20 protein-coding genes and 1 other RNA gene are annotated in these 24,610 nt (G+C 59.9%); 13 read left to right on the forward strand and 8 right to left on the reverse strand.

Going from position 1 to position 24,610, the window contains the following annotated elements:
- Positions 1-113 precede the first annotated feature (113 nt).
- The 4 genes from ACFQU0_RS02185 to ACFQU0_RS02200 are packed head-to-tail and all read left to right on the forward strand — an operon-like array spanning position 114 to position 2,642.
- Positions 114-329 carry a hypothetical protein gene (locus ACFQU0_RS02185; RefSeq protein WP_382198417.1) on the forward strand — a complete coding sequence of 72 codons (216 nt, stop codon included), beginning with the start codon at positions 114-116 and terminating at the stop codon, positions 327-329.
- A complete protein-coding gene (locus ACFQU0_RS02190; RefSeq protein WP_382198419.1) occupies positions 329-841 on the forward strand; it encodes a DUF2924 domain-containing protein in 513 nt (170 codons plus the stop codon). Before ACFQU0_RS02185 ends, ACFQU0_RS02190 begins: the two co-directional genes overlap by 1 nt.
- Complete coding sequence (locus tag ACFQU0_RS02195) at positions 838-2,193, forward strand: recombinase family protein (RefSeq protein ID WP_382198421.1); 1,356 nt, start codon at positions 838-840, stop codon at positions 2,191-2,193. Before ACFQU0_RS02190 ends, ACFQU0_RS02195 begins: the two co-directional genes overlap by 4 nt.
- Positions 2,190-2,642 (forward strand): LacI family transcriptional regulator, encoded by a 453-nt coding sequence (locus ACFQU0_RS02200; protein ID WP_382198423.1) that lies wholly within the window; start codon positions 2,190-2,192, stop codon positions 2,640-2,642. Before ACFQU0_RS02195 ends, ACFQU0_RS02200 begins: the two co-directional genes overlap by 4 nt.
- Before the next feature lie 28 nt (positions 2,643-2,670).
- Here ACFQU0_RS02200 and ACFQU0_RS02205 read toward each other — a convergent pair whose 3' ends face one another.
- Positions 2,671-3,462, reverse strand: a complete 792-nt coding sequence (locus ACFQU0_RS02205; protein WP_382198425.1) for a DNA/RNA non-specific endonuclease — start codon at positions 3,460-3,462, stop codon at positions 2,671-2,673.
- A 1,092-nt stretch (positions 3,463-4,554) separates the two neighbouring features.
- On the opposite strand from ACFQU0_RS02205, the gene mads1 reads away from it, so the two are divergent.
- The 3 genes from mads1 to ACFQU0_RS02220 are packed head-to-tail and all read left to right on the forward strand — an operon-like array spanning position 4,555 to position 8,596.
- A complete protein-coding gene (mads1, locus tag ACFQU0_RS02210; protein WP_382198427.1) occupies positions 4,555-4,860 on the forward strand; it encodes a methylation-associated defense system helix-turn-helix domain-containing protein MAD1 in 306 nt (101 codons plus the stop codon).
- A complete protein-coding gene (locus tag ACFQU0_RS02215; RefSeq protein WP_382198429.1) occupies positions 4,860-7,607 on the forward strand; it encodes a DUF499 domain-containing protein in 2,748 nt (915 codons plus the stop codon). The genes mads1 and ACFQU0_RS02215 overlap by 1 nt, the downstream gene beginning before the upstream one ends.
- Positions 7,607-8,596, forward strand: coding sequence for a hypothetical protein (locus tag ACFQU0_RS02220; protein ID WP_382198431.1), 990 nt, complete (start codon positions 7,607-7,609; stop codon positions 8,594-8,596). The genes ACFQU0_RS02215 and ACFQU0_RS02220 overlap by 1 nt, the downstream gene beginning before the upstream one ends.
- 3,341 nt (positions 8,597-11,937) lie before the next feature.
- Here ACFQU0_RS02220 and ACFQU0_RS02225 read toward each other — a convergent pair.
- From ACFQU0_RS02225 to ACFQU0_RS02235, 3 genes are read right to left on the reverse strand one after another with little or no spacing between them, the layout of a single operon-like run.
- Complete coding sequence (locus ACFQU0_RS02225; RefSeq protein ID WP_382198433.1) at positions 11,938-13,305, reverse strand: recombinase family protein; 1,368 nt, start codon at positions 13,303-13,305, stop codon at positions 11,938-11,940.
- Positions 13,302-13,763, reverse strand: coding sequence for a DUF2924 domain-containing protein (locus tag ACFQU0_RS02230; protein ID WP_382198435.1), 462 nt, complete (start codon positions 13,761-13,763; stop codon positions 13,302-13,304). The genes ACFQU0_RS02225 and ACFQU0_RS02230 overlap by 4 nt, the downstream gene beginning before the upstream one ends.
- Positions 13,760-14,113 carry a hypothetical protein gene (locus tag ACFQU0_RS02235; RefSeq protein WP_382198437.1) on the reverse strand — a complete coding sequence of 118 codons (354 nt, stop codon included), beginning with the start codon at positions 14,111-14,113 and terminating at the stop codon, positions 13,760-13,762. Before ACFQU0_RS02235 ends, ACFQU0_RS02230 begins: the two co-directional genes overlap by 4 nt.
- A 19-nt stretch (positions 14,114-14,132) precedes the next feature.
- Here ACFQU0_RS02235 and ACFQU0_RS02240 point away from each other — a divergent pair, with 19 nt between their 5' ends.
- The 4 genes from ACFQU0_RS02240 to ACFQU0_RS02255 all read left to right on the forward strand — a co-directional run bounded on the left by ACFQU0_RS02240 (position 14,133) and on the right by ACFQU0_RS02255 (position 17,833).
- Positions 14,133-14,570, forward strand: coding sequence for a thermonuclease family protein (locus ACFQU0_RS02240; protein ID WP_382198439.1), 438 nt, complete (start codon positions 14,133-14,135; stop codon positions 14,568-14,570).
- 92 nt (positions 14,571-14,662) lie between these two features.
- Positions 14,663-14,896, forward strand: a complete 234-nt coding sequence (locus ACFQU0_RS02245; RefSeq protein ID WP_382198441.1) for a LexA family protein — start codon at positions 14,663-14,665, stop codon at positions 14,894-14,896.
- A gap of 38 nt (positions 14,897-14,934) precedes the next feature.
- Complete coding sequence (locus ACFQU0_RS02250) at positions 14,935-15,723, forward strand: hypothetical protein (RefSeq protein WP_382198443.1); 789 nt, start codon at positions 14,935-14,937, stop codon at positions 15,721-15,723.
- Positions 15,713-17,833: a 7-cyano-7-deazaguanine synthase gene (locus ACFQU0_RS02255; protein WP_382198444.1), complete on the forward strand. Its 2,121-nt coding sequence runs from the start codon at positions 15,713-15,715 to the stop codon at positions 17,831-17,833. Before ACFQU0_RS02250 ends, ACFQU0_RS02255 begins: the two co-directional genes overlap by 11 nt.
- Positions 17,834-18,091: 258 nt before the next feature.
- Here the strand turns inward: ACFQU0_RS02255 and ssrA are convergent.
- The 4 genes from ssrA to ompA form a co-directional block, all read right to left on the reverse strand.
- Positions 18,092-18,480, reverse strand: a transfer-messenger RNA (tmRNA) gene (ssrA, locus tag ACFQU0_RS02260).
- Between the two features lie 13 nt (positions 18,481-18,493).
- A complete protein-coding gene (gene gph, locus ACFQU0_RS02265; RefSeq protein ID WP_382198446.1) occupies positions 18,494-19,165 on the reverse strand; it encodes a phosphoglycolate phosphatase in 672 nt (223 codons plus the stop codon).
- Positions 19,162-19,878: a bifunctional 2-polyprenyl-6-hydroxyphenol methylase/3-demethylubiquinol 3-O-methyltransferase UbiG gene (gene ubiG, locus ACFQU0_RS02270; RefSeq protein WP_382198448.1), complete on the reverse strand. Its 717-nt coding sequence runs from the start codon at positions 19,876-19,878 to the stop codon at positions 19,162-19,164. The genes gph and ubiG overlap by 4 nt, the downstream gene beginning before the upstream one ends.
- Before the next feature lie 69 nt (positions 19,879-19,947).
- Positions 19,948-20,598, reverse strand: coding sequence for an outer membrane protein OmpA (ompA, locus tag ACFQU0_RS02275; protein ID WP_382198450.1), 651 nt, complete (start codon positions 20,596-20,598; stop codon positions 19,948-19,950).
- Between the two features lie 259 nt (positions 20,599-20,857).
- On the opposite strand from ompA, the gene gyrA reads away from it, so the two are divergent.
- Positions 20,858-23,512, forward strand: coding sequence for a DNA gyrase subunit A (gyrA, locus tag ACFQU0_RS02280; protein WP_382198452.1), 2,655 nt, complete (start codon positions 20,858-20,860; stop codon positions 23,510-23,512).
- Between the two features lies 1 nt (position 23,513).
- Positions 23,514-24,605 carry a 3-phosphoserine/phosphohydroxythreonine transaminase gene (gene serC / locus ACFQU0_RS02285; RefSeq protein WP_382198454.1) on the forward strand — a complete coding sequence of 364 codons (1,092 nt, stop codon included), beginning with the start codon at positions 23,514-23,516 and terminating at the stop codon, positions 24,603-24,605.
- Positions 24,606-24,610 lie beyond the last annotated feature (5 nt).

Genomic DNA, 24,610 nt, shown 5'->3' on the forward strand with positions numbered 1-24,610 from the left:
TCGTAGGAGCCAGCGCCAGCACGCAGGCGCTCGAAACTCCCTCATGGTGTCGGTGAGGGTTCGTCCGGAAAATTTCGCTATTCAAGCGAGTTTGATGGACAGGACCGATACCGATGCATGAAATCAACCAAATACCCCCCGACCGGATGACCCCTGAGCAGCGTCGGCGCGAGATCGCGTCGCTGCTCGCCAATGGGCTCGTCCGCCTTCGCAGCGCCGACGCTCGCCCGTCCACAGAGACGGCCACTGAGAGCGAGTTTGAGCTTGGCTTTTCTGGCCACCAGCGCGTTCATACAGACCCCGTCAACAACACCAAAACGGAGTCCTGATGAGCACGCCTGCAAAACCCAACACCAGCAACTTCATAGCGCCACCATCGGTGGCCTCACAGATCGCGCAATTGCCCGAGCTGCCCATGCCGGAAATCAAATCGCTCTGGCAAAGGCTCTTCGGCAACAACGTGCCCAACCACAACCGGCAGTTCTTGGAGCGGCGAATTGCCTACCGCCTCCAAGAGGTCGAATTCCGCAAGTTCGACGCCGCCCTGCTAGATCGCAACAAACGCCGCATCGCATCCTTGCTCGAGACCGGCAAGATCAAGAAACGCGACCGTGACTACCGGCCGCCAGCGGGCACTTTGCTCACCCGTGAGTACCAGGGTATCGAACACCGCGTCATCGTGACCCAGGACGGACAGTACGACTTCCAGGGCAGGATGTACCCGAGCCTGTCGATGATCGCTCGGGAGATCACTGGCACCCGGTGGTCTGGGCCCCTGTTCTTCGGTTTGAAGGCATTGGCATCTCCCAAGACAGCAGCCAGGAGAGGGGCACAGCGATGAGCGAAGTTCTGAAACGCCGCTTGCGCTGCGCCGTTTACACGCGCAAGTCCACCGACGAGGGGCTGGACCAGGAATACAACTCGATCGACGCACAGCGCGATGCGGGGCACGCCTATATCGCCAGCCAGCGCGCCGAGGGCTGGATTCCGGTCGCAGACGACTACGATGACCCGGCCTTCTCGGGCGGCAACATGGAGCGCCCAGCACTTCGACGGATGATGGCCGACATCGAGGCAGGCAAGATCGATGTGGTCGTCATCTACAAGATCGACCGTCTGACGCGGAGCCTCGCGGACTTCTCCAAGATGGTCGAGGTGTTCGAGCGCTACGGCGTCTCCTTCGTGTCCGTCACCCAGCAGTTCAACACCACCACGTCGATGGGGCGGTTGATGCTGAACATCCTGCTGTCCTTTGCGCAGTTCGAGAGGGAGGTCACTGGCGAACGGATCCGCGACAAGATCGCCGCCAGCAAGCGCAAGGGCATGTGGATGGGCGGCGTGCCTCCCATTGGATATGACGTCGAGAACCGGCGTCTGGTGCCCAACGAACGCGAGGCCAAGCTGATCCGGCACATCTTTCAGCGCTTCGTTGAACTGGGCTCTGGCACTATGTTGGTCAAGGAGTTGAAGCTCGATGGCGTGACGTCCAAGGCGTGGACAACGCAGGACGGCAAGACCCGCGATGGCAAGCCGATCGACAAGGGGCTGATCTACAAGCTGCTCAACAACCGGACGTACCTGGGCGAGCTGCGCCACAAGGAGCAGTGGTACCAGGCCGAGCATCCACCGATCATCGACCGTGAGCTGTGGGACCAGGTGCACGCCATCCTTGCCACCAATGGTCGGGTTCGCGGCAACGCGACGCGGGCCACCGTGCCGTACCTGCTCAAGGGCATCGTGTTCGGCAACGACGGCCGCGCCTTGTCGCCGTTTCACACCACCAAGAAGAACGGCCGCCGCTACCGCTACTACGTGCCGCAGCGCGAGAACAAGGAACACGCGGGCGCGTCTGGACTGCCACGGCTGCCGGCAGGAGAACTCGAGTCCGCCGTGATGGACCAATTGCGCGCGGTCCTGCGCTCACCCAATCTCCTGGGCGATGTCCTGCCACGCGCGATCAAACTCGACCCCAGCCTTGATGAGGCCAAGGTCACTGTCGCGATGACGCGGCTCGATGCCATCTGGGACCAGCTTTTCCCGGCCGAGCAGACGCGCATCGTCAAGCTGTTGGTGGAGAAGGTGATCGTCTCACCCAACGACCTGGAGGTGCGACTGCGCGCAAATGGCATCGAACGTTTGGTGCTGGAACTCAAGCCTGCGGCCGCGCCCAATACCGAGGAGGCATTGGCATGAGTGAGATACGCATCCACAGGACAGGCACACCGGATGTCATCGAGGCCAGCGACGGTCGGTTGACCTTATCGGTACCAATCCGGATCAAGCGGCGCAGCGGGCGAAAGTTGGTCACACTGCCGATCGACCCGGCGACGGGCGAACCCGCCAAGGCCAGGCCCTGGGACACGGCCACCACGCCGTTGCAGTTGGCACTGGCCAGGGGGCACCGCTGGCTGGCCATGCTGGAGTCGGGCGAGGCCAAGTCGCTCAAGGAGATCGCCGCCAGGGAAGGGATCGACAACAGCTACGTCAGCCGGATGGTCAACCTGACCACGCTGGCGCCGGACATCGTGGCCGCCATCCTGGACGACGGGATGCCCAACCATGTGACGCTGTTTGACCTAGCGGTCGATCCGCCTGCACTGTGGGACAAGCAGAGAGAAAAACTCAACGCGACCCAGCGATAGCCACACTGTCATAGGACCCTTCGATCACCTACAGCCGCAAGCCAGGCAAGAACTCGACGCCGGTTCGCTGGACCAACTCTCGGTAACTGATAGGCCGGCCAACCCTCTCGCCTTCTCGGTTCTCCTGCCAGTGCGCCCAGGCTCGGTTGGTGGTCTGGTCGTACACCAACTTGAAGAGGTAGGTCGGCACCCGAACACCGTTTTGTCCGATTTTTGGGCTCTCAGGGGTGAACACAGGCCCGGTGATGACAAACACATCGCCCTTGGCCCGACGTACATAGTGCCGCGTGTCCTGCTCGATCTTTGCCCAGGCACCGCCATTGTGCTGAATGTCCTGGGGCACCATGTTGGCCAGACTGAAACTCTGCGCCATGGCGGTCGGCGTGGGCATGTCTCCGGCAGGTGCCATGTGACCCCGGGAATAGCCTGAACGCTTGTAGTCCTCCAGTTCTGCACGCTCAGCGCTCGGGAGTCGGGCGTCGGCGAAGAATTTGGTTGCACGCTTTTCGTCAGCGTCCTCGATGCTGCGACGGTTCAGGCGCTGCGCCACATAGACCGGTGTCTTGGTCTCCCCGCTGTGCAGAATGGCAAACGCCTCGTAGCAGAGCTCCCTTAACTTCGGGCGTGGAGCCACGGCAGGCGCATTGCCGTTGACAAAGAACTGCGGGCACTGGGCAAAGCTGGTCGGGTGTCCCGATGCGCTATCCAGGGCTTCAAATACAGTGACTCGGGCATGAGCAGTGGTAGCCAAGCACAATGCGAGGCTGGCGGCCAGCCGCAGCATGTGCGACCAATATGTGTGATGTTTCGCTTCGTTCATTCGGTCTATCGAGAGCCGGGGACATCAGATGTCGACATAGGCTGGGTGGAGGATGTAAATTCTCCCGAAACATCGAGTCATGATCTATGCCAAAGTTCTTTGCGCCACGCCAGTACGAAAATCCTCTGACAGAACAGGGCCGCGCTCGGACAATTGCCGCGTTTCATGTAGCCCAGGGGAACGCCGATACCCTCACCGAGGCAGAAATGAGGCGCGATCTCCTGAACAAGCTTATGAGTCCCCGGGCCGTTGGCTACTGGCTCAACGATAAAGAATGGCTGCGGTCCAGTAGAAAAGTTGGACGCATCGAACTGCTTTGCCTCACAGACGATGGGCTCCGCACCTGTGCCAATAGCGTCGCAGGCGGTAGTGAGGTACCAACTACCCCAGAGTTGGTTTCGAACCGCCGTCAGCTAATGGTTGCCGGTGGTGCTGGGCACGATGAGATTTCGCTTCCACCGATCCCCGATCAAGTCAGTTAGCTACCGATCTTTGAAACTGGCAAGACTCGATGACAAGTAGGAGGCATCCAGCGGCCAGAGGCGGCGCGGCTTCTATCCCCTGCCAATGCCAAAAAATAACCACTCGATTCGTCCACGGGTAAGTTCTTGATTTTTATGGCTCTGAACCGGTACCTCTGTGGACTTCGGGCCTTTCAAAGAGAGCGGAGCCGGGGAGAAGAATGACCCAGAGAGAGCGAAACGGGGCCTGTAAAAGGTGACTAGGCTGAGTGGCGAAGTCCGTAAGTTTCCGCAGGAACCCGCGCAAACACGCGGGTTCTGGCGCGATCAGGCAAGAAAAAACCCCAACCGAGAACGGTTGGGGTTTCATGATTGGTGGTGCTGAGGCGACGCCACGCGGCCTATCACGGCTGCCATGAGCCCCTATGAGCACCAATCAACAATGATTGTAGGCCGATCCCGCCAGAAGCTGCAAATCCCACCTCGTGCAACGCGAGACTTGCGGACGCCGGTTCAATCCCCAAACGCGGAATCGAACTCACGCCCGATCCCAGCAATTACCGTCTGGCTCACCCTATGAGCCTGTCATCTTGGAAAATTCTTCGTAAATCAGCCATCTGCGGTTGTTGCCTTGAAAATTTTGCACTATCCTGTCGTGGTTTGCTCCAAATTGGCGATTACTATGTCTAAAAGTACCAGCGAGGGCGAGATCCTCACCATCAAGCAGGTCGCCGACTACCTGAAGGTCACGGAGCGGACGATCTACAGGTTGGCAGCCGCCAAGCAGATCCCTGCCTTCAAGGTTGGTGGGAGCTGGCGGTTCTCACGAGCAGACATCGATAGCTGGATCAAGCAGCAGTCGATGGAGGGGCTCGAAACCAGCCGTGAACAAGATGGCGACGCCACTGGCCAACCGAACAATGGGGAGCGAAAGTAATGCTTGGACTGACTCTACGAGAAGAATTTCGAGGCAAACGCCTCAAAGGGACAGCCATTGAGCTCTCCAACGACACGAACACCGGCGCGACTCAGATCGCAGCCCAGGAGTTTTTGGAGATCACGTATCCGACCCACGATCTGCTGAAAGGAATCGAGGCGGTCGGCCCGAACCAAGGGCGTCCGGTCGTGGTGATCGGCGAGCGGGGCCTCGGTAAGTCTCACTTGATGGCCGCGCTGTACCACGCAGTCAACGATGCGACCTCGACGGGTGCATGGCTGAACTCCTGGGCCACCACCTTAGGTGATCCGCAGATCAGCAAAATCGGGCTGCGCAGCGGAATGACGGTGATCGGCGAGAGCCTTCACCGGCAGCGCTTCAAGTTTCTTTGGGACTTGCTGTTCGAGCGCCATCCCCACGGCACATACATCAAGGGCAAGTGGGAGGGCATGGGCGCGGCCAAAACCGACATCCCGTCTGACAAGCTGATCCTCGAGCTGTTGCAGCACACGCCGACGATGCTGCTGCTGGACGAATTCCAGACTTGGTACGACGGCCTGACCAACACCAAGCAGTACCCCTGGAAGAACTGGGCGTTCAACTTCATCCAGATCCTGTCCGAGATCGCCAAGGAGCATCCGGAACTGCTGGTGCTCGTGATTTCGGTTCGCAACGGTGGCAGCGACGCTTACCAGCAAGTGCATCGCGTCAATCCGGTCGCCATCGACTTCATGGCGGGCGGCAACCCCGAGCGGGTCCAGCAGGACCGACGCCGGATGCTGCTGCACCGCCTGTTCACCAACCGGCTACAGATCACCAAGCCCCAGATCGCTTCGCTCATTGAATCTCACGTGACGGAGAGCTTGCGCTTGATGGAGGTGCCCACCGCTGAGCACGAGCGAAAGCGCAAGGAATTCTTGGTCTCCTGGCCGTTTGCCCCGCATCTGCTGCGCCTGCTTGAAGAACAGGTACTCATTGCCACCGACGCGCAGGAAACGCGCGACATGATTCGCATCCTCGCCAACCTCTACAAGAGTCGTGGCGAAGCGGCTCCGGTGCTCACGGCTGCGGACTTCCGTCTTGATGACGATGCTTCGGGTATCGGCGCGCTGCTCGACTCCGTCTCCAACGAGCACCACCGCACGCTGCGCGCCAAGGCCCAGCAGAACATCATTTCGGTCACCGAGGCTGTGTCCGACCACGCCAACCTTGCCCCGCACCTCCAGGAGATCGTGGGCGCTTTGTGGCTGCGATCCATTGCTGTCGGCAACTTGGCTGGTGCCGAACCGGCAATGCTGCAGGTGGACATCACACGCACCAAAGCCGTCGATGACAACGCGTTCCAGGTCGAGCTGGCGACTATCGTCGAGAACAGCTTCAACATCCACCAAGACGGCCCCCGGCTGGTCTTCAAGGAGGAAGAAAACCCTCGGGCCAAGCTGATGGCTTGTGCTCGCAACGACAAGCTGTTCACCGATGGCTCTGACCAAGCCCAACTTGCCAAGCAGGTTCGTTACGTGATTGGGGGCACCGACGAGGTCGCCAAGACCTTCCGTGTGATCGCGCTGCCGAAGGCTTGGCAGACCGATCCTTGGGTCAGTCTGGATGAAGCTGAGCAACCGGAGCGCTGGGACGACCGCCTGCCTGTTCTGGTGCTGCCAGAGGAACCGGACAACATCGACCAGCGCCTGGGCCGCTGGATCAAAGATCATCTGCAGAAGCGCCGCAACACCATCCGCTTCCTGCTGCCGCGATCCGGCTCCACCAATGCCTTCCAGGATCGCGACCTGCTGATCCTCGCGCGTGCCGAGATGAAGGCGCAGGAATGGAGCGGCCAGAACCCCGAGTACAAGAAGCTGCACACCGAATACCAGGGTGCGCTGCGCGACATCCTGAAAAAGCGCTTCGACCGTTTCGCGGTGCTGCATCGCTGGAATTTCGCCGATCCGAGCCAGTGCGTATTCAGCGTCGAGAGCCTGAAAAAGCAAGGTGCTCAGATCCCCGAAGGCATCGAGGAGGCGCTGATCAACGACCTGTTCGTGCCCGAAGACTTTGAAGACCTTGTGCTCGAAGCTGCGGCAGACAACTCGGCCGTTGGCAAGCTGCTGCGCGAGCTGCAAGAACCACGTCCTGCTGGCCAAGACTGCATCCCTTGGCTTGGCGAAACCGCAATGAAGGAACGCATCCTGCGGCTGTGTGCGCGGGGCAAGATCGCCATCAACTTGCGCGGCCTTGAGTACCTGCAGACCCAGCCGGGCGAGGACGAAGATTCAGCCTGGAAACGCCTGCGCCCCAAGCTGTCGTATACCGGCCGCCAGCTCGATGAAGTGTTCCTGATGGAGCCCTCGGCGGTACCGACTACGGGTGGCACAACGCCCCCCGCGCCTCAACCAACGCCAACTGGCGGCGGCGAAGGCGGTGGCCTGTGGGGTGGTGGCACAACGCCACCGCCGCCCCCACCGGGCGGTGAAACGACACCGGGAGGTGGCACGCCTCCGCCGGGTGGCGGAATCTTCGGCGGTGGCTCTACCACTGGCGGCAAGCCCCGTATTCCGCTGAGCAACCCTGCAACCTCTCCCTTGAATCTGATCGGCAAGCTTGAGGGCTGGGGCATTGGCCCGGCCACCCCCGTCGCCGAAGTCTCGATCAAGGTGTCGGCAGCGACCGGGGCGCAACTCAAGGAACTGCTCAAGAAGCTGCCTGACGGCATGACCTTTGAGCTCAGCCTTGAGAAAGAGGACAAGTGATGGCACTCGACGTCGGGGTATTGAACAGCCTGACTAAAGGCTCTGCCGAGGACGCGTGGCGCGTCATCATCAACAACGCGGTCGAGATCGCGTCCAAGCCGCTGGCTCCAGGCAATGCACCCAGTGAGGTCATCAAGCGCGACCGCGAAATCGGCACTCTTGACCACTTCCTGTCCTCCACCGGCTGGGACTTGTGGCAAACCTTCGGCGACACCGTCGAGCGCACCTCGGATCGACTGGCACGCTGGTGGACAGAGCCCTACAGCGCCAAAGCGGTGTTGGTGCTCGATGGTCTGTCTCTGCGTGAACTACCTTGGCTTTTGCAGGGTGCCAAGGAGCGCGGCTTCACGCTGCACGAGGTGTCCGCCAACGCATCCGAACTGCCTGGTGAAACCAACCAATTCGCGCAGGCGTTGGGCTTCGGCAGCCGCAGCCAACTTCAGAACAACGGCGGCGGACTTGCCCATAAGCTGCAACCGACGCACACCGAGTGTGTCGATATGCCGTGGAAGGATTGCGAGAGCCTGATCAACGGCTCGCCGAACTGGGTGTTCTGGCACCACTGGCCCGATAGCAAGGTCCACGATGGATCAGGAGCTGGCCAGGGCCTCGACACGCTGACCCGCGACGCCGCCGACCAACTTGGCAGCGATGACTTCTGGGCTTTCGTCGAGCGCTTGGCCACCGGTCGGCGTCTGGTCATCACATCCGACCACGGCTACGCAGCCACAGGCTACTTCCCTGACGCAGATGGCGAGGTCGGTCAGTTCCTCAAGAAAACATTCGCCAGCGGGCGCAGCGCCAAGGGCACCGGTGAGACCGGCCCCTTCGTGCCACCCGTGGCACTGCAAATCAACAGCCCGCACGGCGCTCACCTCCTAGCCGTCGGACGCTGGAAGTGGAAAAGCCAAGGCGGCTACCCGACGTTGACGCACGGCGGCCTCTCATTGCTCGAGGTGCTGTCGCCCTTCGTCGAGCTCACAAAATAAGGAAACCGCTGTATGGCCACCAAAAAAGAACAATTTGCGCAAGAAGTCGCCAAGGCCGTAGGTGCTGGCAAGTCGATTGCATTTGAAACTGTCGACTTTAATGACCCGAACCGTCCAAAGACCTGCATTGAGGTCGATTTCCCAATACTTCCAATAAACCAGATCGCTGCTGTTGAGTCTTCATCCGGTGCTGCGACGAAGCCGATCTACCAAATGTCAAAGTGGTGGGCGCGCAGACCGTCAAGTGTTTTCAGATCAATGCTTTTGGCTGCAGCCACAAAAGCGCCGGACGACGCCCTGCAAACCTCAAAGCTGGTTTGGGAAAATTATTATTCAAACATTCAGAAGAAGAACTCGTTCAAAGACTTGAAGGTAGTCGATATCTTCATGGGAGGCGGAACTACCCTAGTCGAGGGAGCCCGTCTCGGAATGCAAATGATCGGAAATGACTTGAACCCCGTCGCGTGGTTCGTGGTCAAGCAAGAGCTCGCAAATGTCAATCTGGATGAAGTTAAGAGACTGCTTGCGGATATAGAGGCAGAAGTCAAGCCGCAGATCATGCCGTACTACTATTGCGACGGCCCGAACGGTGAAAAAGGCAAGTGGACACACTTGCCTACAAAACGCGTGATGGCCCTCGATTTCGATCCTCTTAGTCTCTCTCAAGAGCAGCGCGGCGAATACAGCTACGACGGCCCAGAAATCATTTACACGTTTTGGGCCAAGCACGGCCCATGTCAGGTGACAGGTTGCGGCCACCGCACTCCGATCATGACAAGCCCAGTAATGGCGGTGAAAACGCTAACCGTTAAGCACTGGGAGCATACCTGCGGCAAGTGTGGGGGCGAATTTCACGTCGAGGAAGATGCAACTCGCATGGCACCCGATGTGCCTCTGTATGTTGCCCCGTCGGAATATCCATTCACAGTGCTAGACCGAAGAAAAGGTGTTGAATGCCCGCATTGCGGCCACACCGCATTGGTAAATCTTGGGAAGGGAAAGAATAAGAAGGTCGAACTCAGCCTGCTCGTACATCCGCAATGGCTGGCAGGCAGTCCCAAACAAGATTCCAAAGGTCAATTGTTCGGAGGGTCTATTCAGGATGATGCGCCATCTTCATCACGGTGGAATGCGGAGCGATCTTCGAAGATCCGCCTCTTGGAGGTGCGAGGTGTATTGCCCGAAACTGTCACTTGTCCCGAGACCAAGGTAACGTTCCAAAGTGGCAAGGACGGAGGGACCGTACCTCGTAAGTCCCACTATGCCTGCGGCGCTTGCGGAACAGTCCAAGACGTTCTGGAGACAGTGAAAGCATCGGGGAAGACCGGGCCAGCTGCGGGTTACGCGATACAGGCCTACTCACGTTCACGCGATTCAAGTGGTGTCCCTTATGGCGGACGGTTTTTCGCGCCATTCACCAACTTGCAGGCGCGACAGAATGATGCTGTATTGACGGAATGGGAATCCAGAAAGGATGCAGATCTCGCGCCCTATTGGCCGAAGTCTGAACTTCCCTACGGCTTTATGACCCATCACCTTCAAGGAGGTGTTCCCAATCATGGATTCACTCACTGGTGGACGATGTTTAACCAACGTCAACTGCTAGTGCATGCGCTGCTTCTAAAGGCAATTCATAAAGCAGGCGGTGACACCCACAAGTGGGAAACCCGAGAATTTGTGCTCGGTGCATTCCAGCAGTTCTTAAGATTTAACTGCATGTTCACCGTTTATCACCCTAACAATGATCAGGCAACTAAACATTTCGCAAACAATAACTTCCACCCAAGAAATACATTGTTGGAAGTATCTGTGTTCGCGCCCATTGGTGACGGGCGATGGACATCTGCGGGAGATGCCATCATTGACGGTGCTGCTTGGAGGCACGATCCCTGGGATCTCGTACCAGCCGCTCAATTAGCCAGCAAGGGGATTGAGATCTCCGGCAAGACTGAAAAGGTTTTTCCTAACGATCCACCGGTTCAAAAGAATGTATCCCTGAGCTGCGGCACTTCGAGTGATCTGCAACAAATCGGTACAAGTTCGATCGACTTGGTGATAACCGACCCTCCCTTCGGAGGACTCGTCCACTATTCCGAGTTATCGGATTTCTTTTATGTCTGGCTGCGATTGCTCCTCAAGGACAAGTATCCAGATATATTTTCCAATGAATACACTCCAAAATCGCTTGAAGCGGTCACAAATCCAGCTCGCGAACCTGAAGACCCTGACGCTTTCTATCAACGCCTTCTGACGCAATGTTGGCGTGAAGCTCATCGCATCTTAAAACCTGGCGGAATACTAGCGTTCACGTTTCACCACAGCGAAGATGAGCCTTGGGTTGCTGTGCTTGAGTCTCTCTTCGATGCTGGCTATTACCTTGAAGCGACTTATCCGATTAGGGCAGATACCGCAATGGACTCTGGCCAATTTGGATCGAAGACCATTGAGTACGACATTATCCACGTGTGCCGCAAACGCACGGAAGAGCCTAAGCCGGTAAGTTGGGGCCGAATGCGCCGCGAGGTGATGGCAGATGTGCGTCAGTTGCAGGGAATGTTAGAAAACCACGCCAAGGAAGGTTTACCCGCCGCCGACATTCAGGTGATCCGGCGCGGCAAGGCCCTCGAATACTTTTCTCGGCATTACGGCAAAGTCTACGTAGACGAGGGACGGACTATCTCCGTCAAGGATGCTCTAGTTGGTATCAATCAGCTGATTGACGAGGACGCTGATAAGGGCAAGGAGCCCCCGCCTGTAAATGCGGAGCCGATCACGCGCCAATTTCTGAGAATCTTCAAGGGACAGACAAGTGTTGATCGCGACCAGATGCAAAAGCTCATGCGCGGTTCTGGCATCGCCCCTGACGAATTTGAACAGCGAGGCTGGTGCGCGGAAAAGAGCAAAGTTTTCACAAGGGTCAATCCACTGGACTTCGCGCGCGAATGGTCTGGCAAACACAAGCGCCGCTTGACCTCAGACCTGGATCAGGCACTGGTGCTTATTGGAGCTTGTTTCGATAGCAGCGGTATCAATGCCTCCGATACCTTCGCGTTCAGCGATCTCGGTACCGCTGGCCACCGCACCGCTGTCGATCAGTTGTTGCCAATAGATGCCGCGCCCCAGGGCCTTGAGCAGGGGTTGATCCTGTTCGGGGGCGAGCACCGGCGTTTCAGTGACGGCGACTGGCTGGCTGACCCCGTCCGGGGCCACGATCACTTTCTTAATGCCCCGCTTCTTGAAATGAAACGGCACAAAGGTGGTGATCCGAACGCCGCCACCTTCCAACGGATGGCGGCGCTCATGGGGTTGTCCATCACCAACCAGCCTCTTGGACGAGCGGTTCACGACACCACCTCCATTTCCTGCATCTCGCCACCGATGCTGCCCGGGCTCAGTTCACCGGCCAACTCCCGCCAGCCGGACTCGCGCCAGACGATGTCGACGCCGTCGGAGAGAAGCTGGACGCGTTCGATCAGCAGGGCGACCAATCGCACCTGCTCGGCAGGAAACAGTTGCTTCCAGACATCGCCGAGGCGGCGCATCGCCAGCACGGTGGTCGGCTCGTCGATCTCCGGGTATTGGCTGCGCACCGTGTTCCAGACCCCCTGGATGCTCTCGGGCGACTGGAGCGCCCCCACCAGCAGGTTCACCACCACTTCCTCGATCTGGTCGGCCGGAATCATCCCGGTGGCGCTGCTGCGATAGCCATACCGGTTATCCGCCTTAGGGATGTAGTACCGATACTTCTTGCCCGACGGCTTCTTGCTGTAGGTGATGTGGTACTTGCCGCCATCGGGGCCGTACATCAGGCCACGCAACAGCGCATCGGTCTTGTGCCGGGTCTGGGTTTTGCCCATGCGCTGGTGAGAATCCTCGGCGAGGATGGCTTGCACCCGATCCCAAAGCTGGCGAGTGATGATCGGTTCGTGCTGACCTGCGAAAACCGTGTCCTTGTGGCGTATCTCGCCAATGTAGATGGGGTTGCGCAGGAGCTTGGAGAGGTACTTTTTGTCCATTGGCGTGCCGTTGCGCACGCGGCCGTCCTTCAGGCGGTTGGGCTTGGTCGTGATGCCCTCCAGCGACATCTCTCGCACGATCTCGGTGATGGACTGAATCTCCGTGAAGCGCGTGAAAATGCGCCGGATGGTTTCCGCATCTTTTTCCTCGATGACCAGCTTTCGATCCTTCGCCTCATAGCCCAGCGGCGTATAGCCGCCCATCCACAGGCCCTTGCGCTTGCTGGCGGCGATCTTGTCGCGGATACGCTCGCCGGTAACCTCCCGCTCGAACTGGGCGAAAGACAGCAAGATGTTGAGCATCAGCCGCCCCATCGACGTGGTGGTATTGAACTGCTGGGTTACCGATACGAACGACACCTTGTGCCGCTCGAACACCTCCACCAGCTTGGAAAAATCGGTCAGGCTGCGCGTCAGGCGGTCAATTTTGTAGACCACCACGATGTCGATCTGATCGGCAATGATGTCGGCCATCAGGCGTTTCAAAGCCGGGCGTTCCGTGTTGCCGCCCGAGTAGCCGCCGTCGTCATAGTCGTCGCCCACCGGCAACCAGCCCTCGGCGCGCTGACTGACGATGTAGGCTTGGCCCGCCTCGCGCTGGGCATCGAGGGAGTTGAAGGACTGGTCGAGGCGTTCGTCAGTGGAGACGCGGGTGTAGACGGCACAGCGTTTTTTGGTCACGACGGCGTTCATTTGTCACCTCGCTTCGCCTTGTTCTTGGTGATTCCGAAAAACAGCGGCCCCGACCACTGGGTGCCCGTGATGTGGCGTGCCACGGCAGACAGGCTCTTGTAGCGGCGACCCTCGTATTCAAAGGTGCCGTCGGCCTGCGCAGTGACGCGGTGCTCTCGGCGGTCGAATTCGCGCACCAGTACCGTGCCGGGTACGACCTGGACTTCGACCCCGCGCTGGGTCTTTATGCGAGATTGCGCTTCGCCGATCCGGGCCATCTGGGTCTGGACGACCAGCTTGGTACCAAAGGCTTCTTCTTGGATCTTGTAGGCGACGCGGCCTTCGACATAAGCCCGGTTGTTATGAGGGGGGCGACGCGGGAAATACTTGTCCCAAATTGTCCATAAATCATTCATTGCCAACTTGGGCAAATTGGTAATTTGCGCCGCCAGGGATGGGGCGACTGTCGATGCATTCATTTGCAAACTCCTTCTGTAGACGGGTTTGTATGAACGCGCTCGGGTGCCGAGAAGCCAAGAGAAATATCGCTTTCTCGGGGCAGAGTTGAATGCAATCGCGCGATGGCGGCCGCGATAATTTCTGCGGCTTCACGCGCTCTTTGGCGTGGTGACATCAAGTCAGGGAGTGTTTGTTCGACGATCATTTCGGTAACCAGTAAAGTTGTCAGACCGTCGGTAAGAATATGCACACAAGGCGGTCGGGGTATCCCGTTTCGGCGTGCATCAGATAGGGAGAGCGAGATTTCGATCAGATTCTTTGGGGCGGCATTGATCGTCCTGGCGGCGTGCAGCGCCAGCGCCGAAACCATCTCGGGCCGAGTAGTCGGCGTGACCGACGGCGACACCATCACCGTGCTGGATGGCGACAAGACACAGCACAAGATCCGCGTTGCGGGCATCGATGCCCCAGAGAAGGCACAACCCTTCGGCCAGCGTTCGAAGGCATCAATGTCCACCTTGGTATTTGGCAAAGACGTCGAAGTGGTGGCTGGCAAACACGACCGCTACGGACGCACCGTTGGGAAGGTGCTGGTGGCTGACCCAAGCTGCCAATCGAGTACGTGCGCCAAGACACTGGATGCAGGCCATGCACTGATCACGATGGGGTTGGCGTGGTGGTACCGGAAGTACGCACGCGAACAATCGGCGTCGGATGCCAATCTCTATGAACTGGCCGAGAACGAGGCCCAGGCAAAGCGCGTGGGACTGTGGGCCGATGCGCATCCATCGCCCCCTTGGGATTGGCGACACACATCCCACCGATAGCGGCCCCAGAGAGCATTTCTGTTCCGGGTCGCCTCAATTGACCTGATGTTTATCAGGTCATATACTGCAGCACGTTGGCGTGGAGAAATGCCATGAGCAAAAAAAAGACCGAGGGCATCACCGAGCCGCAGGCAAAGACACTGCGGATGATCTGTGAAATTCTGGATGCCAATGGTCTGCCCCCGACCGTCAAGGAATTGGCGGACGCGTTGGGCATCAGCCATGCCAGTGCCCACGAACAGATCGCGCAATTGGTGCGCAAAGAGTATTTGAGGAAAGAAGAACGAAAAGCACGAAGCATCGTCGTCATCAAACGCCTGGACTGATGGCAGCGAGTTAATGCCATAGGCAAGGGGGAGTCTGCATGGGTCATGTTCGACTTGGACTGCTGCCAAGGTCGAAAGCGTGGAAGGAAGTGGTCGGCTTGATTGCCGCCGGAGCCGACGTTTCCCAAGTGGCCAACGCCACCATCACCGCTGCCGAGAACGCCTTCTCCTTTGTCATGAACGACATCGGGTACACCGAGGCCGTCTGGCTGATGACGCAACTTGCTATTGCGGCCAAGAAGACAGACATCCTGGCCCACCTCGACTCCGTGGGCATCTCGTTGCCCAGTGATGCCACCCTGACTGATGTGACAACGTCCATTTCAGAGGCACTTGATCGAGCCACGGATGCTTCAGGCAAAAGATCAGACCTCGGCGAGTTGGCGGGACGTGCACTGGTCGGGGCGGTGGCCGATGCTTTATCCCCCAAGCTGCACACCCTGTTTCCATCCGACCCGGACACGATGCGGGCTGCGCTTTCGACCTTGGGCAAGCAAAAGGAGTTCGGGGAGCTCTCGCGGAGTTTCTTTGCCCGACTGGCCAACGAGAGCCTGCAGTATTTCCTAAGCAAGAACCTGAATACCAATCTCGGCGAGGGTATGCGCTTTGCGACGATGAATCAAAAGGCGCAATTTGATTCCGCGTTAACGACCCACACCCGAGAAGCGTCATTGATCGTGGAGACGTTTTCCGCTGGTTGGTTTTCCAAGCACCGCTTCGAGGAAAGCGGGGTCATTTCAAGAAAATCGTCTGATGGATTCGCAGGCTACGCGCTGAAGAAGATGACAGATGAACTGAAAGCGGGAGCGCGCAGCGATGCAAGATAAGCGGTACATCATTTGTGGCAACGCTTCGGCCAAAGGCATCAGCGACGATCCCAAGCGCGACCTGCGTCTGCGGCTTTCTGGCAAGGACGGGCAAGGCAATATCACGCTGCGCATCGAGGACATCCACAGCAAGATGGTTCGGAGCGTCCCGACCCAATTTCACGATCTGCTGGAGATTGCCACCTATGTCTACAGTGCCGACCAGGCTATCAAGCGTGGTGCGGACGATGTCGACAACTTCGGTGACGGCTGGCGGCGTGACCTTCACTTTGTAGTGCCGGTTCGCAATCTTGAGTTCTGGCGCTCAGCGAATGTCCTTGCAACATTGCGGTCGACCTTGGGCTTCTTGTCCGACGACAACTACCAGTTCGACTTCGTCCAGATGGATCAGGATCACACGATCCAGGAATACCTTGAATTCAACGACACCCAGCAGTTATTCGGGCGTCCCGAGCAGGTGGTGATGTTCTCCGGTGGCCTGGACTCCCTGGGCGGGGCAATTGAGGAAATCCTGACGCAGAAGCGCCGGGTGGTGCTGGTGACGCACAAGTCGACACCGAAACTCAACAACCGCCACCGAAATATGGAAACCCTGCTGGCAGCGAAGGCCGGGGACAACGCGCCACACCACATCAGCGTCCGTGTCCACAAGACCAAAGGACTGAACCACGAGTACACCCAGCGCAGCCGATCTTTCCTGTACATGTCGATTGGCGCGACCATCGCCAAGATGCTCGGCCTCAAGAGCGTGCGCTTCTACGAAAACGGGGTCATCAGCCTGAATCTGCCGGTGTGCGCCCAAGTCGCCGGTGGCCGCGCCACGCGAACGACGCACCCCAAGGTCATGAAGGGCTTCCAAGAGATCATCTCCCTGGTGGCGGGCGAGCCCTTCACCATCGAGAACCCGTTCATCTGGAAGACCAAGGCAGATGTCGTCGAGGTCATCACCAAGGCAGGATGCGCCGATCTGATCGCGCACTCGATGACCTGCACCCACACCTGGGAGATGACGAACCAGCACACCCATTGCGGCGGCTGCTCGCAGTGCATCGACCGCCGGTTTGCCGTGGTCGCGGCAAAGGCCGACCAGTACGACCCTGCTGACCACTACAAGGTCGACGTTTTCACTCAGAGTCGCAACAAGGGCGACGACAAGATCATGGCGGCTGCCTACCTCGAACGGGCCAATCAGGTGAAGTCGCTGACCGATGTGACCCAGTTCATCAGCAGCTACGCCGAGGTGAGTCGGGTTTTCCGGTACCTCGAAGGAAGCACGGCTCAGGCGGCGCAACGGGTGTTCGACCTGTACAAGCGGCACGCCACCGAGGTGACCGGGGCTCTTGATGAGTTGGTTTCACGGAACATCACCGCGATTCGAGAACGCACGCTCCCGGGTGACTGCCTGCTTCGGACGGTCTACGAGTCAGGTTCTGTGATCTCGGTACCCGCCGTCGCGTCGGCAGAGAAGATGCCGGACAACATCTTCCGAAAGCGCGGCAACGTTTGGGAGGCACGTTTCCAAGGGCGTGGGCGACACCCCATCCTGATCCAGGGCGTGGACAAAGGGGCCGAGTACATCAACCTGTTGCTTGCACATCCCGGCCGAGAGACCTCGGTTTTTGAGGTCGTTTGCGGGAGCGAAATCGGGATCATTGAGTCCGCTGCGAACACCGGACTGGATCACGACGACATCGAAGAGGGGTATCAAGTCTCTGTCGGGGTGCCGCTGGGTGATGCTGGCGTGGTGGCCGACAGAAAGGCGATCCAGCAGTACCGTGCCCGATACAACGATCTGGTCAGTGAAAGAGAGGATGCGGAGGCCGACGGCGACCATGAGCGGCTCGAGGAAATCCAGATCGAAATGGCCCAACTCGTGGCGGCTGTGACGGGAGCCCAAGGCAAAGGAGGCAAGCTGCGCAAGGTCGCCGACAGGAGAAAAAACGTCCGCGACGCGTTCCGCAACGCCGTCGACCGGGCCATCAAGCAGATCGACAAGTACGACAAGCCGCTGGCCCAACACTTGAAGGACTCCATCAAGCACGGCAACGAGGCGGTCTACCGACCGGAGATCGCTGTCACCTGGGAGGTTCGTCCCATCGTGAATGGGTAGCGCGGTCTGGGGTCGAGTCGCCAGCGTGAAGGCGGTTTTCGTGACGAACAAGCAGCCGGAAACCCGCGCCAATGCGGGAGCGGACGCGACGGCGTCCTTCGCAGAAACAGAGAATGGGTGGGTTCTGAGAACGGAAAACGGCCCGGAACCGGGTTGTCCGGGGCAGCGGCGTCCGTCGCAGCGAGGCCCGAACCCGCGCCAGCACTGGGGGAAACGGGCAAAAAAAAACCAACCGAGAGTGGTTGGTTTTTTGAATAGTGGTGGAGCTGGGGGGAATTGAACCCCCGTCCGCAAGCCTTCTTCGAGCAGTTCTACATGTGTAGCCGTCTGTTTTGGATCTCGCTTCCCACGCCGCGCAGTGGCACGCTGCGTGGGACGCCAGCAACCTTGAGTCTCGACCGACGGCAAGTTGCCCGACGCCAGTCCAGCCAAATGAAATTACCCCGCAGCCTGGACTGTGTTGCCTTGCGGCACCACAACCCTTGCCCAGCCTATTGGCTTGCTGTTGCGAGGCTCACGCGCAATTAAGCGGCGAGTGCGAAACGTTCGTCGTTTGCAGTTGGTTTTTTTCTGCTGATTAACGAGGTGACAGAACCTCGACATGCCCTGCTGCGCGTCCGAACCCACGTCGAAACCAGTGCAGCCCCTGAGACCCTTAGTTTAAGCCATACCCAACAATTTCAAGAGCTCGTCGGGCCGGGCGATGACAGCGTCTGCATTCCAAGCCGCCACATCGGCCGCTGCACCGAGGTAGCCGTACCGGGCGGCCACCGTTGGCATGCCAGCCGCACGCCCAGCCAGGATGTCGCGCTCGTCATCGCCCACATAGACACATTCGGCAGCATCCAGCCCCATGCGGCGCGCTGCTTCAAGCAATGGCGCCGGGTGGGGTTTGGGGTGGGGCGTGGTGTCGCCACAGACCACAGCACCGGCCGTCGCAAATAGCGGCATGGCCGCGGTGAGGGGCAAGGTGAAGCGCTCGGCCTTGTTGGTGACCACGCCCCAGGGCAACCCGGCGGCCTGCAATTCGGCCAGCATCTCGGGCACTTGGCCAAAAGGTCGCGTGAGGCGGGTCATACGGGCCTCGTAGTTGGCAAAAAACTCCTGCCGCAAGGCCTCGAATTCCGGGTGGTCGGTGCCGCGCCCAAAAGCCACGGCAATCATGCCGCGGGCACCCGAGCCAGCCATAGGCCGGTAGTTTTCAAGCGGCAAAGAGGCCATGCCCCGCGCCACGCGCATTTGATCGGCAGCAGCGCCCAGGTCAGGGGCACTGTCGATCAGCGTGCCGTCCAGGTCGAACAGCACAGCCCGCACGCCAGCAAATCGGCTCACACAGCCACCTTGCGCGTAGCGATGAGGTAGTTGACGCTGGTGTCCTGGTTGAGCCAGTACCGGCGGGTCAGCGGGTTGTAGGCCATGCCCTTGCTGTGTTCAAGCGTGAGATCGGCGCGGCGGCAGTAACCCGCCAGCTCGCTGGGGCGGATGAATTTGGCGTACTCGTGGGTGCCACGCGGCAACAGGTTGAGCACGTATTCGGCGCCGACGATGGCGAACATGAAGGATTTGGGGTTGCGGTTGAGGGTGGAAAAAAACACCCAGCCGCCAGGCTTGACCAAGGTGCTGCAGGCCGCCACCACCGACGCGGGATCGGGCACGTGCTCCAGCATTTCCATACAGGTCACCACGTCGAACCGCGCTGGGCTCTCGGCGGCCAGTGCTTCGGCGGCCACTTCACGGTAGGTGACGCCTTGGGTTTGCGCTTCCAGTGCGTGCAACTGTGCCACGCGCAAGGCCTTGGTGGCCAGATCGATACCCAACACCTCGGCGCCTTTGCGCGCCATCGAATCGGCCAGGATGCCACCGCCGCAGCCCACATCCAACACCTGTTTGCCGGCCAGGCCACCGGCAAGCTGTTCGATCCACGCCAGCCGCAGGGGGTTGATCTGGTGCAAGGGCCGAAATTCACTTTCGGGGTCCCACCAACGGTGGGCCAGGTCGGAAAACTTGGCCAGTTCGGCCGGGTCGGCATTCACAGTTGCATTCATTCGGGAATTATCCCTTGCGCCATAAAAAAACCGCGCCAAGGCGCGGTTTTTTCGGAGCAATCCAGGGGATTACTTGTTGGCGCGGGTGCCGACCACTTCGATTTCCACGCGACGGTTCTTCGCACGGCCTTCTTTGGTCTTGTTGTCAGCCACGGGCTGGGCTTCGCCCTTGCCTTCGGTGTAGACGCGGTTGGTTTCGATGCCCTTGGACACCAGGTAGGCCTTCACAGCTTCAGCGCGCTTGACCGACAGCTTCTGGTTGTAAGCATCGCCACCCACGGAGTCGGTGTGACCCACAGCGATGATGACTTCCAGGTTGATGCCCTTGACCTTGGAGGTCAGGTCGTCCAGCTTGGCCTTGCCTTCGGGCTTGAGCACAGCCTTGTCGAAGTCGAAGAAGGCGTCAGCGGCGTAGGTCACCTTGGAGGCGGCAGCCGGTGCAGCGGGAGCGGCCGCAGCAGGAGCAGGTGCGGGGGCAGGAGCCGGAGCGGCTGCAGGAGCAGGGGCGGGAGCCGGAGCAGCGGGCACGATGGCGCCGTCGCAACCTTGAGCGGCGGTGGCAGGGGTCCAGGAGGCGTCGCGCCAGCACAGTTCGTTCGTGCCGTTTTTCCACACCAGTTCGCTGGTGCCGTTGCGCCAGTTGTCGACGGTCTGTGCACCTGCAGCAGTTGCCAGCGCAGCCGTTGCGAACAGCATTGCCACTTTGTTCAGTTTTTGCATGTTTTCCTCTGATTGAAGGCGCAGGGCTTCTGCGATGAATGACGACGCTCCAAGTGACCACCACTCAAAACGTTGAGATTTATTTTGCCACAAGCCCGCAGCCGTTCCGAACTGGCTGGCGGCGTGAAACTTACTTGAGGATTGAAGTGCGTAATTTGTTGCGAACGCACCACACTGGGGCTGAGATCGGCGCAGGTTTGGGGCCATCGGTCAGCCCACTAGAATGGTGGATTGCGCCCGCACACCGAGTTCGCCCCATATGACCCAGTTCGCCAAAGAGACCCTGCCGATCAGTTTAGAAGAAGAAATGCGGCGCAGCTACCTCGATTACGCGATGAGCGTGATCGTGGGACGTGCGCTGCCCGATGCGCGCGACGGCTTGAAACCGGTGCACCGCCGGGTGCTGTTCGCGATGCACGAACTCAACAACGACTGGAACCGGCCGTACAAAAAATCGGCGCGTATCGTCGGTGACGTCATCGGTAAGTACCACCCCCACGGCGACAGCGCGGTGTACGACACCATCGTGCGCATGGCGCAGGACTTTTCGCTGCGCCACATGCTGGTGGACGGCCAGGGCAACTTCGGTTCGGTGGACGGCGACAGTGCCGCCGCCATGCGTTACACCGAAATCCGCCTGGCCAAGATCGCCCACGAAATGCTGGCAGACATCGACAAGGAAACCGTCGATTTCGGGCCCAACTACGACGGCAGCGAAAAAGAACCGCTGGTGTTGCCCACGCGCCTGCCCAACCTGCTGGTCAACGGTTCGGCCGGCATTGCGGTGGGCATGGCCACCAACATTCCGCCGCACAACCTCAACGAGGTGGTGGACGCCTGCCTGCACCTGCTCAAACACCCCGAGGCCTCCATCGACGACCTGATGGAGATCATCCCGGCGCCCGACTTCCCCACGGCCGGCATCATCTACGGCATCAACGGCGTGAAGGACGGCTACCGCACCGGCCGTGGCCGTGTGGTCATGCGCGCCAAGTGCCACTTCGAGGACATCGACAAGGGCCAGCGCCAAGCCATCATCGTCGATGAAATTCCGTACCAGGTGAACAAAAAGACGCTGCTGGAGCGCATTGCCGAACTGGTGCACGAGAAGAAGATCGAGGGCATCAGCCACATCCAGGACGAGTCCGACAAAGACGGCATGCGGGTGGTGATCGAGCTCAAGCGCGGCGAAGTGCCCGAGGTGGTGCTCAACAACCTGTACAAGCAGACGCAGCTGCAAGACACCTTCGGCATCAACATGGTGGCGCTGATCGACGGTCAGCCCCGCCTGTGCAACCTCAAGGACCTGATCCAGGTTTACCTGGAGCACCGCCGCGAAGTGGTGACCCGCCGCACGGTATTCAACCTGCGCAAGGCGCGCGAACGCGGCCACGTGCTGGAAGGCCTGGCGGTGGCGCTGGCCAACATCGACGAGTTCATCCGCATCATCCGCGAATCGCCCACCCCGCCGGTGGCCAAGGCCGAGCTGATGACCCGGGCTTGGGACAGCCAGTTGGTGCGCGAAATGCTCACCCGCGCCAAGGCCGATGGCAGCGTCATCAACGCCGACGACTACCGCCCCGAGAGCCTGGACCGCAGTTTTGGCATGGGTGGTGATGGCCTGTACCGCCTGTCCGAAACGCAGGCGCAGGAAATCCTGCAAATGCGCCTGCAGCGCCTGACCGGCCTGGAGCAGGACAAGATCGTGGCGGAATACAAAGAGGTGATGGCCGAGATCGACGACCTGCTGGACATCCTGGCGCGTCCTGAGCGCGTGTCCACCATCATCGGCGACGAGCTGGCCGACATCCGCAAGGAATTTGGCCAGACCAAGCTGGGCGCGCGCCGCAGCCTGATCGAGCACAGCGCCCAGGACCTCAGCACCGAAGACCTGATCACGCCCACCGACATGGTGGTCACGCTCTCGCACTCGGGCTACATCAAAAGCCAGCCGCTGAGCGAATACCGCGCACAGAAGCGCGGCGGGCGCGGCAAACAGGCCACCGCCACCAAAGAAGACGACTGGATCGACCAGCTCTTCATCGCCAACACACACGACTACATCCTGTGTTTCTCCAACCGGGGCCGGCTGTACTGGCTCAAAGTGTGGGAGGTGCCCTCAGGCTCGCGCGGTTCGCGTGGCCGGCCCATCGTCAACATGTTCCCGCTGCAAGAGGGCGAGAAGATCAACGTGGTGCTGCCGCTGACCGGCGAGATGCGCAGCTTCCCCGACAACCGCTACGTGTTCATGGCGACAAGCATGGGCACGGTGAAGAAAACGGCGCTGGACGAATTCAGCAACCCGCGCAAGGCCGGCATCATTGCCGTGGACCTGGACGAGGGTGACTTCCTGATCGGTGCTGCCTTGACCGACGGCCAACACGACGTGATGTTGTTCAGCGATGGCGGCAAAGCCGTGCGTTTTGACGAGAACGACGTGCGCCCCATGGGCCGCAACGCGCGCGGCGTGCGGGGCATGATGATCGAAGACGGCCAAAGCGTGATCGCCATGCTGGTGGCCGAGGACGAGCAGCAAAGCGTGTTGACCGCCACCGTCAACGGCTACGGCAAACGCACCCCGATTGGCGAGTACACGCGCCACGGCCGGGGCACCAAAGGCATGATCGCCATCCAGCAGAGCGAGCGCAACGGCAAGGTCGTGGCCGCCACGCTGGTGCATGCGGACGATGAAATCATGCTGATCACCGACAAGGGTGTGCTGGTGCGTACCCGGGTGAGCGAAATCCGAGAACTGGGCCGCGCCACCCAGGGCGTGACGCTGATCGCGCTGGACGAGGGCTCGTCGCTCAGTGGTTTGCAGCGCATTGTGGAAAACGACGCCAACGTGCGCGATGACACCGCGCCCGAAGAAGGCGGCAGCGACGACGATGCCGCTGCCACGCCGGAGGCCTGAGATGACGCGCCCCTACAACTTCTCGGCCGGCCCGGCCGCCATGCCTGAGGCCGTGCTGCGCACCGCCGCCGCCGAAATGCTGGATTGGCATGGCAGCGGCATGGGCGTGATGGAGATGAGCCACCGCGGCAAAGAATTTGGTGCCATCTACGCGCAGGCCGAAGCCGACCTGCGCGAGCTGCTGGCGGTGCCGACTCATTTCAAAATTCTGTTCATGCAGGGCGGTGGTCTGGCCGAAAACGCCATCGTGCCGCTCAACCTGTCGCGCGGCGGCGCGGTGGACTTTGTGCTCACGGGCAGCTGGAGCCAGAAATCGGCCAAGGAAGCGCAGCGTTATTGCCAGGCGCATGTGGCCGCCAGCGCTCAGGACAGCCACTTCACCACCTTGCCCGATCCGGCCACCTGGCAACTGCGCCGTGACGCCAGCTACGTGCACCTGTGCAGCAACGAGACCATCCATGGTGTCGAATTCCACAGCCTGCCCGAGCTGAAAGCCCTGGGCAGCGACGCGCCACTGGTGATCGACTTCTCCTCGCACGTCTTGTCGCGTCCCGTCGACTGGAGCCGCGTGGGTCTGGCTTTCGGCGGCGCGCAAAAGAACGTGGGCCCCGCCGGCGTGACACTGGTGGTGGTGCGCGAAGACCTGTTGGGCCATGCCCTGCCCGCCTGCCCCAGTGCGTTCGACTACAAGACGGTGGCCGACAACGGCTCCATGTACAACACCCCGCCCACCTACGCCATCTACATGGCCGGCCTCACCTTCCAGTGGCTCAAGGCGCAGGGCGGCGTGGTCGCGATGGAGCGGCGCAACGTCGCCAAAGCCGAGTTGCTCTACGGCTTTCTCGACGCCTCGTCGTTCTACGTGAACAAGGTGGACAAGACCTGCCGTTCCCGCATGAACGTGCCGTTTTTCTTGCGCGATGAAAGCCGCAATGAGGCCTTTCTGACCGGGGCCAAGGCACGTGGGCTGCTGCAACTCAAGGGCCACAAGTCGGTGGGCGGCATGCGCGCCAGCATTTACAACGCCATGCCCATAGAAGGCGTTCAGGCGCTGGTGGACTACCTGCGCGATTTCGAAAAAGAACAGGCTTGACCGAG

Source organism: Hydrogenophaga defluvii, from assembly GCF_042665235.1.
In the GTDB taxonomy this organism is placed as follows: domain Bacteria; phylum Pseudomonadota; class Gammaproteobacteria; order Burkholderiales; family Burkholderiaceae_C; genus Hydrogenophaga; species Hydrogenophaga defluvii_A.

Bases quoted from the DNA above. Each gene is read 5' to 3' on its own strand.
- ACFQU0_RS02235 (WP_382198437.1), bottom strand. From the start codon at position 14,113: ATGGTTTCGGCGCTGGCGCTGCACGCCGCCAGGACGATCAATGCCGCC.
- ACFQU0_RS02200 (WP_382198423.1), top strand. From the start codon at position 2,190: ATGAGTGAGATACGCATCCACAGGACAGGCACACCGGATGTCATCGAG.
- ACFQU0_RS02220 (WP_382198431.1), top strand. From the start codon at position 7,607: ATGGCACTCGACGTCGGGGTATTGAACAGCCTGACTAAAGGCTCTGCC.
- ACFQU0_RS02185 (WP_382198417.1), top strand. From the start codon at position 114: ATGCATGAAATCAACCAAATACCCCCCGACCGGATGACCCCTGAGCAG.
- serC (WP_382198454.1), top strand. From the start codon at position 23,514: ATGACGCGCCCCTACAACTTCTCGGCCGGCCCGGCCGCCATGCCTGAG.
- ACFQU0_RS02215 (WP_382198429.1), top strand. From the start codon at position 4,860: ATGCTTGGACTGACTCTACGAGAAGAATTTCGAGGCAAACGCCTCAAA.
- ACFQU0_RS02190 (WP_382198419.1), top strand. From the start codon at position 329: ATGAGCACGCCTGCAAAACCCAACACCAGCAACTTCATAGCGCCACCA.
- ACFQU0_RS02225 (WP_382198433.1), bottom strand. From the start codon at position 13,305: ATGAACGCCGTCGTGACCAAAAAACGCTGTGCCGTCTACACCCGCGTC.
- ACFQU0_RS02195 (WP_382198421.1), top strand. From the start codon at position 838: ATGAGCGAAGTTCTGAAACGCCGCTTGCGCTGCGCCGTTTACACGCGC.
- ompA (WP_382198450.1), bottom strand. From the start codon at position 20,598: ATGCAAAAACTGAACAAAGTGGCAATGCTGTTCGCAACGGCTGCGCTG.
- ACFQU0_RS02230 (WP_382198435.1), bottom strand. From the start codon at position 13,763: ATGAATGCATCGACAGTCGCCCCATCCCTGGCGGCGCAAATTACCAAT.
- ubiG (WP_382198448.1), bottom strand. From the start codon at position 19,878: ATGAATGCAACTGTGAATGCCGACCCGGCCGAACTGGCCAAGTTTTCC.
- ACFQU0_RS02205 (WP_382198425.1), bottom strand. From the start codon at position 3,462: ATGAACGAAGCGAAACATCACACATATTGGTCGCACATGCTGCGGCTG.
- ACFQU0_RS02245 (WP_382198441.1), top strand. From the start codon at position 14,663: ATGAGCAAAAAAAAGACCGAGGGCATCACCGAGCCGCAGGCAAAGACA.
- ACFQU0_RS02255 (WP_382198444.1), top strand. From the start codon at position 15,713: ATGCAAGATAAGCGGTACATCATTTGTGGCAACGCTTCGGCCAAAGGC.
- gyrA (WP_382198452.1), top strand. From the start codon at position 20,858: ATGACCCAGTTCGCCAAAGAGACCCTGCCGATCAGTTTAGAAGAAGAA.
- ACFQU0_RS02250 (WP_382198443.1), top strand. From the start codon at position 14,935: ATGGGTCATGTTCGACTTGGACTGCTGCCAAGGTCGAAAGCGTGGAAG.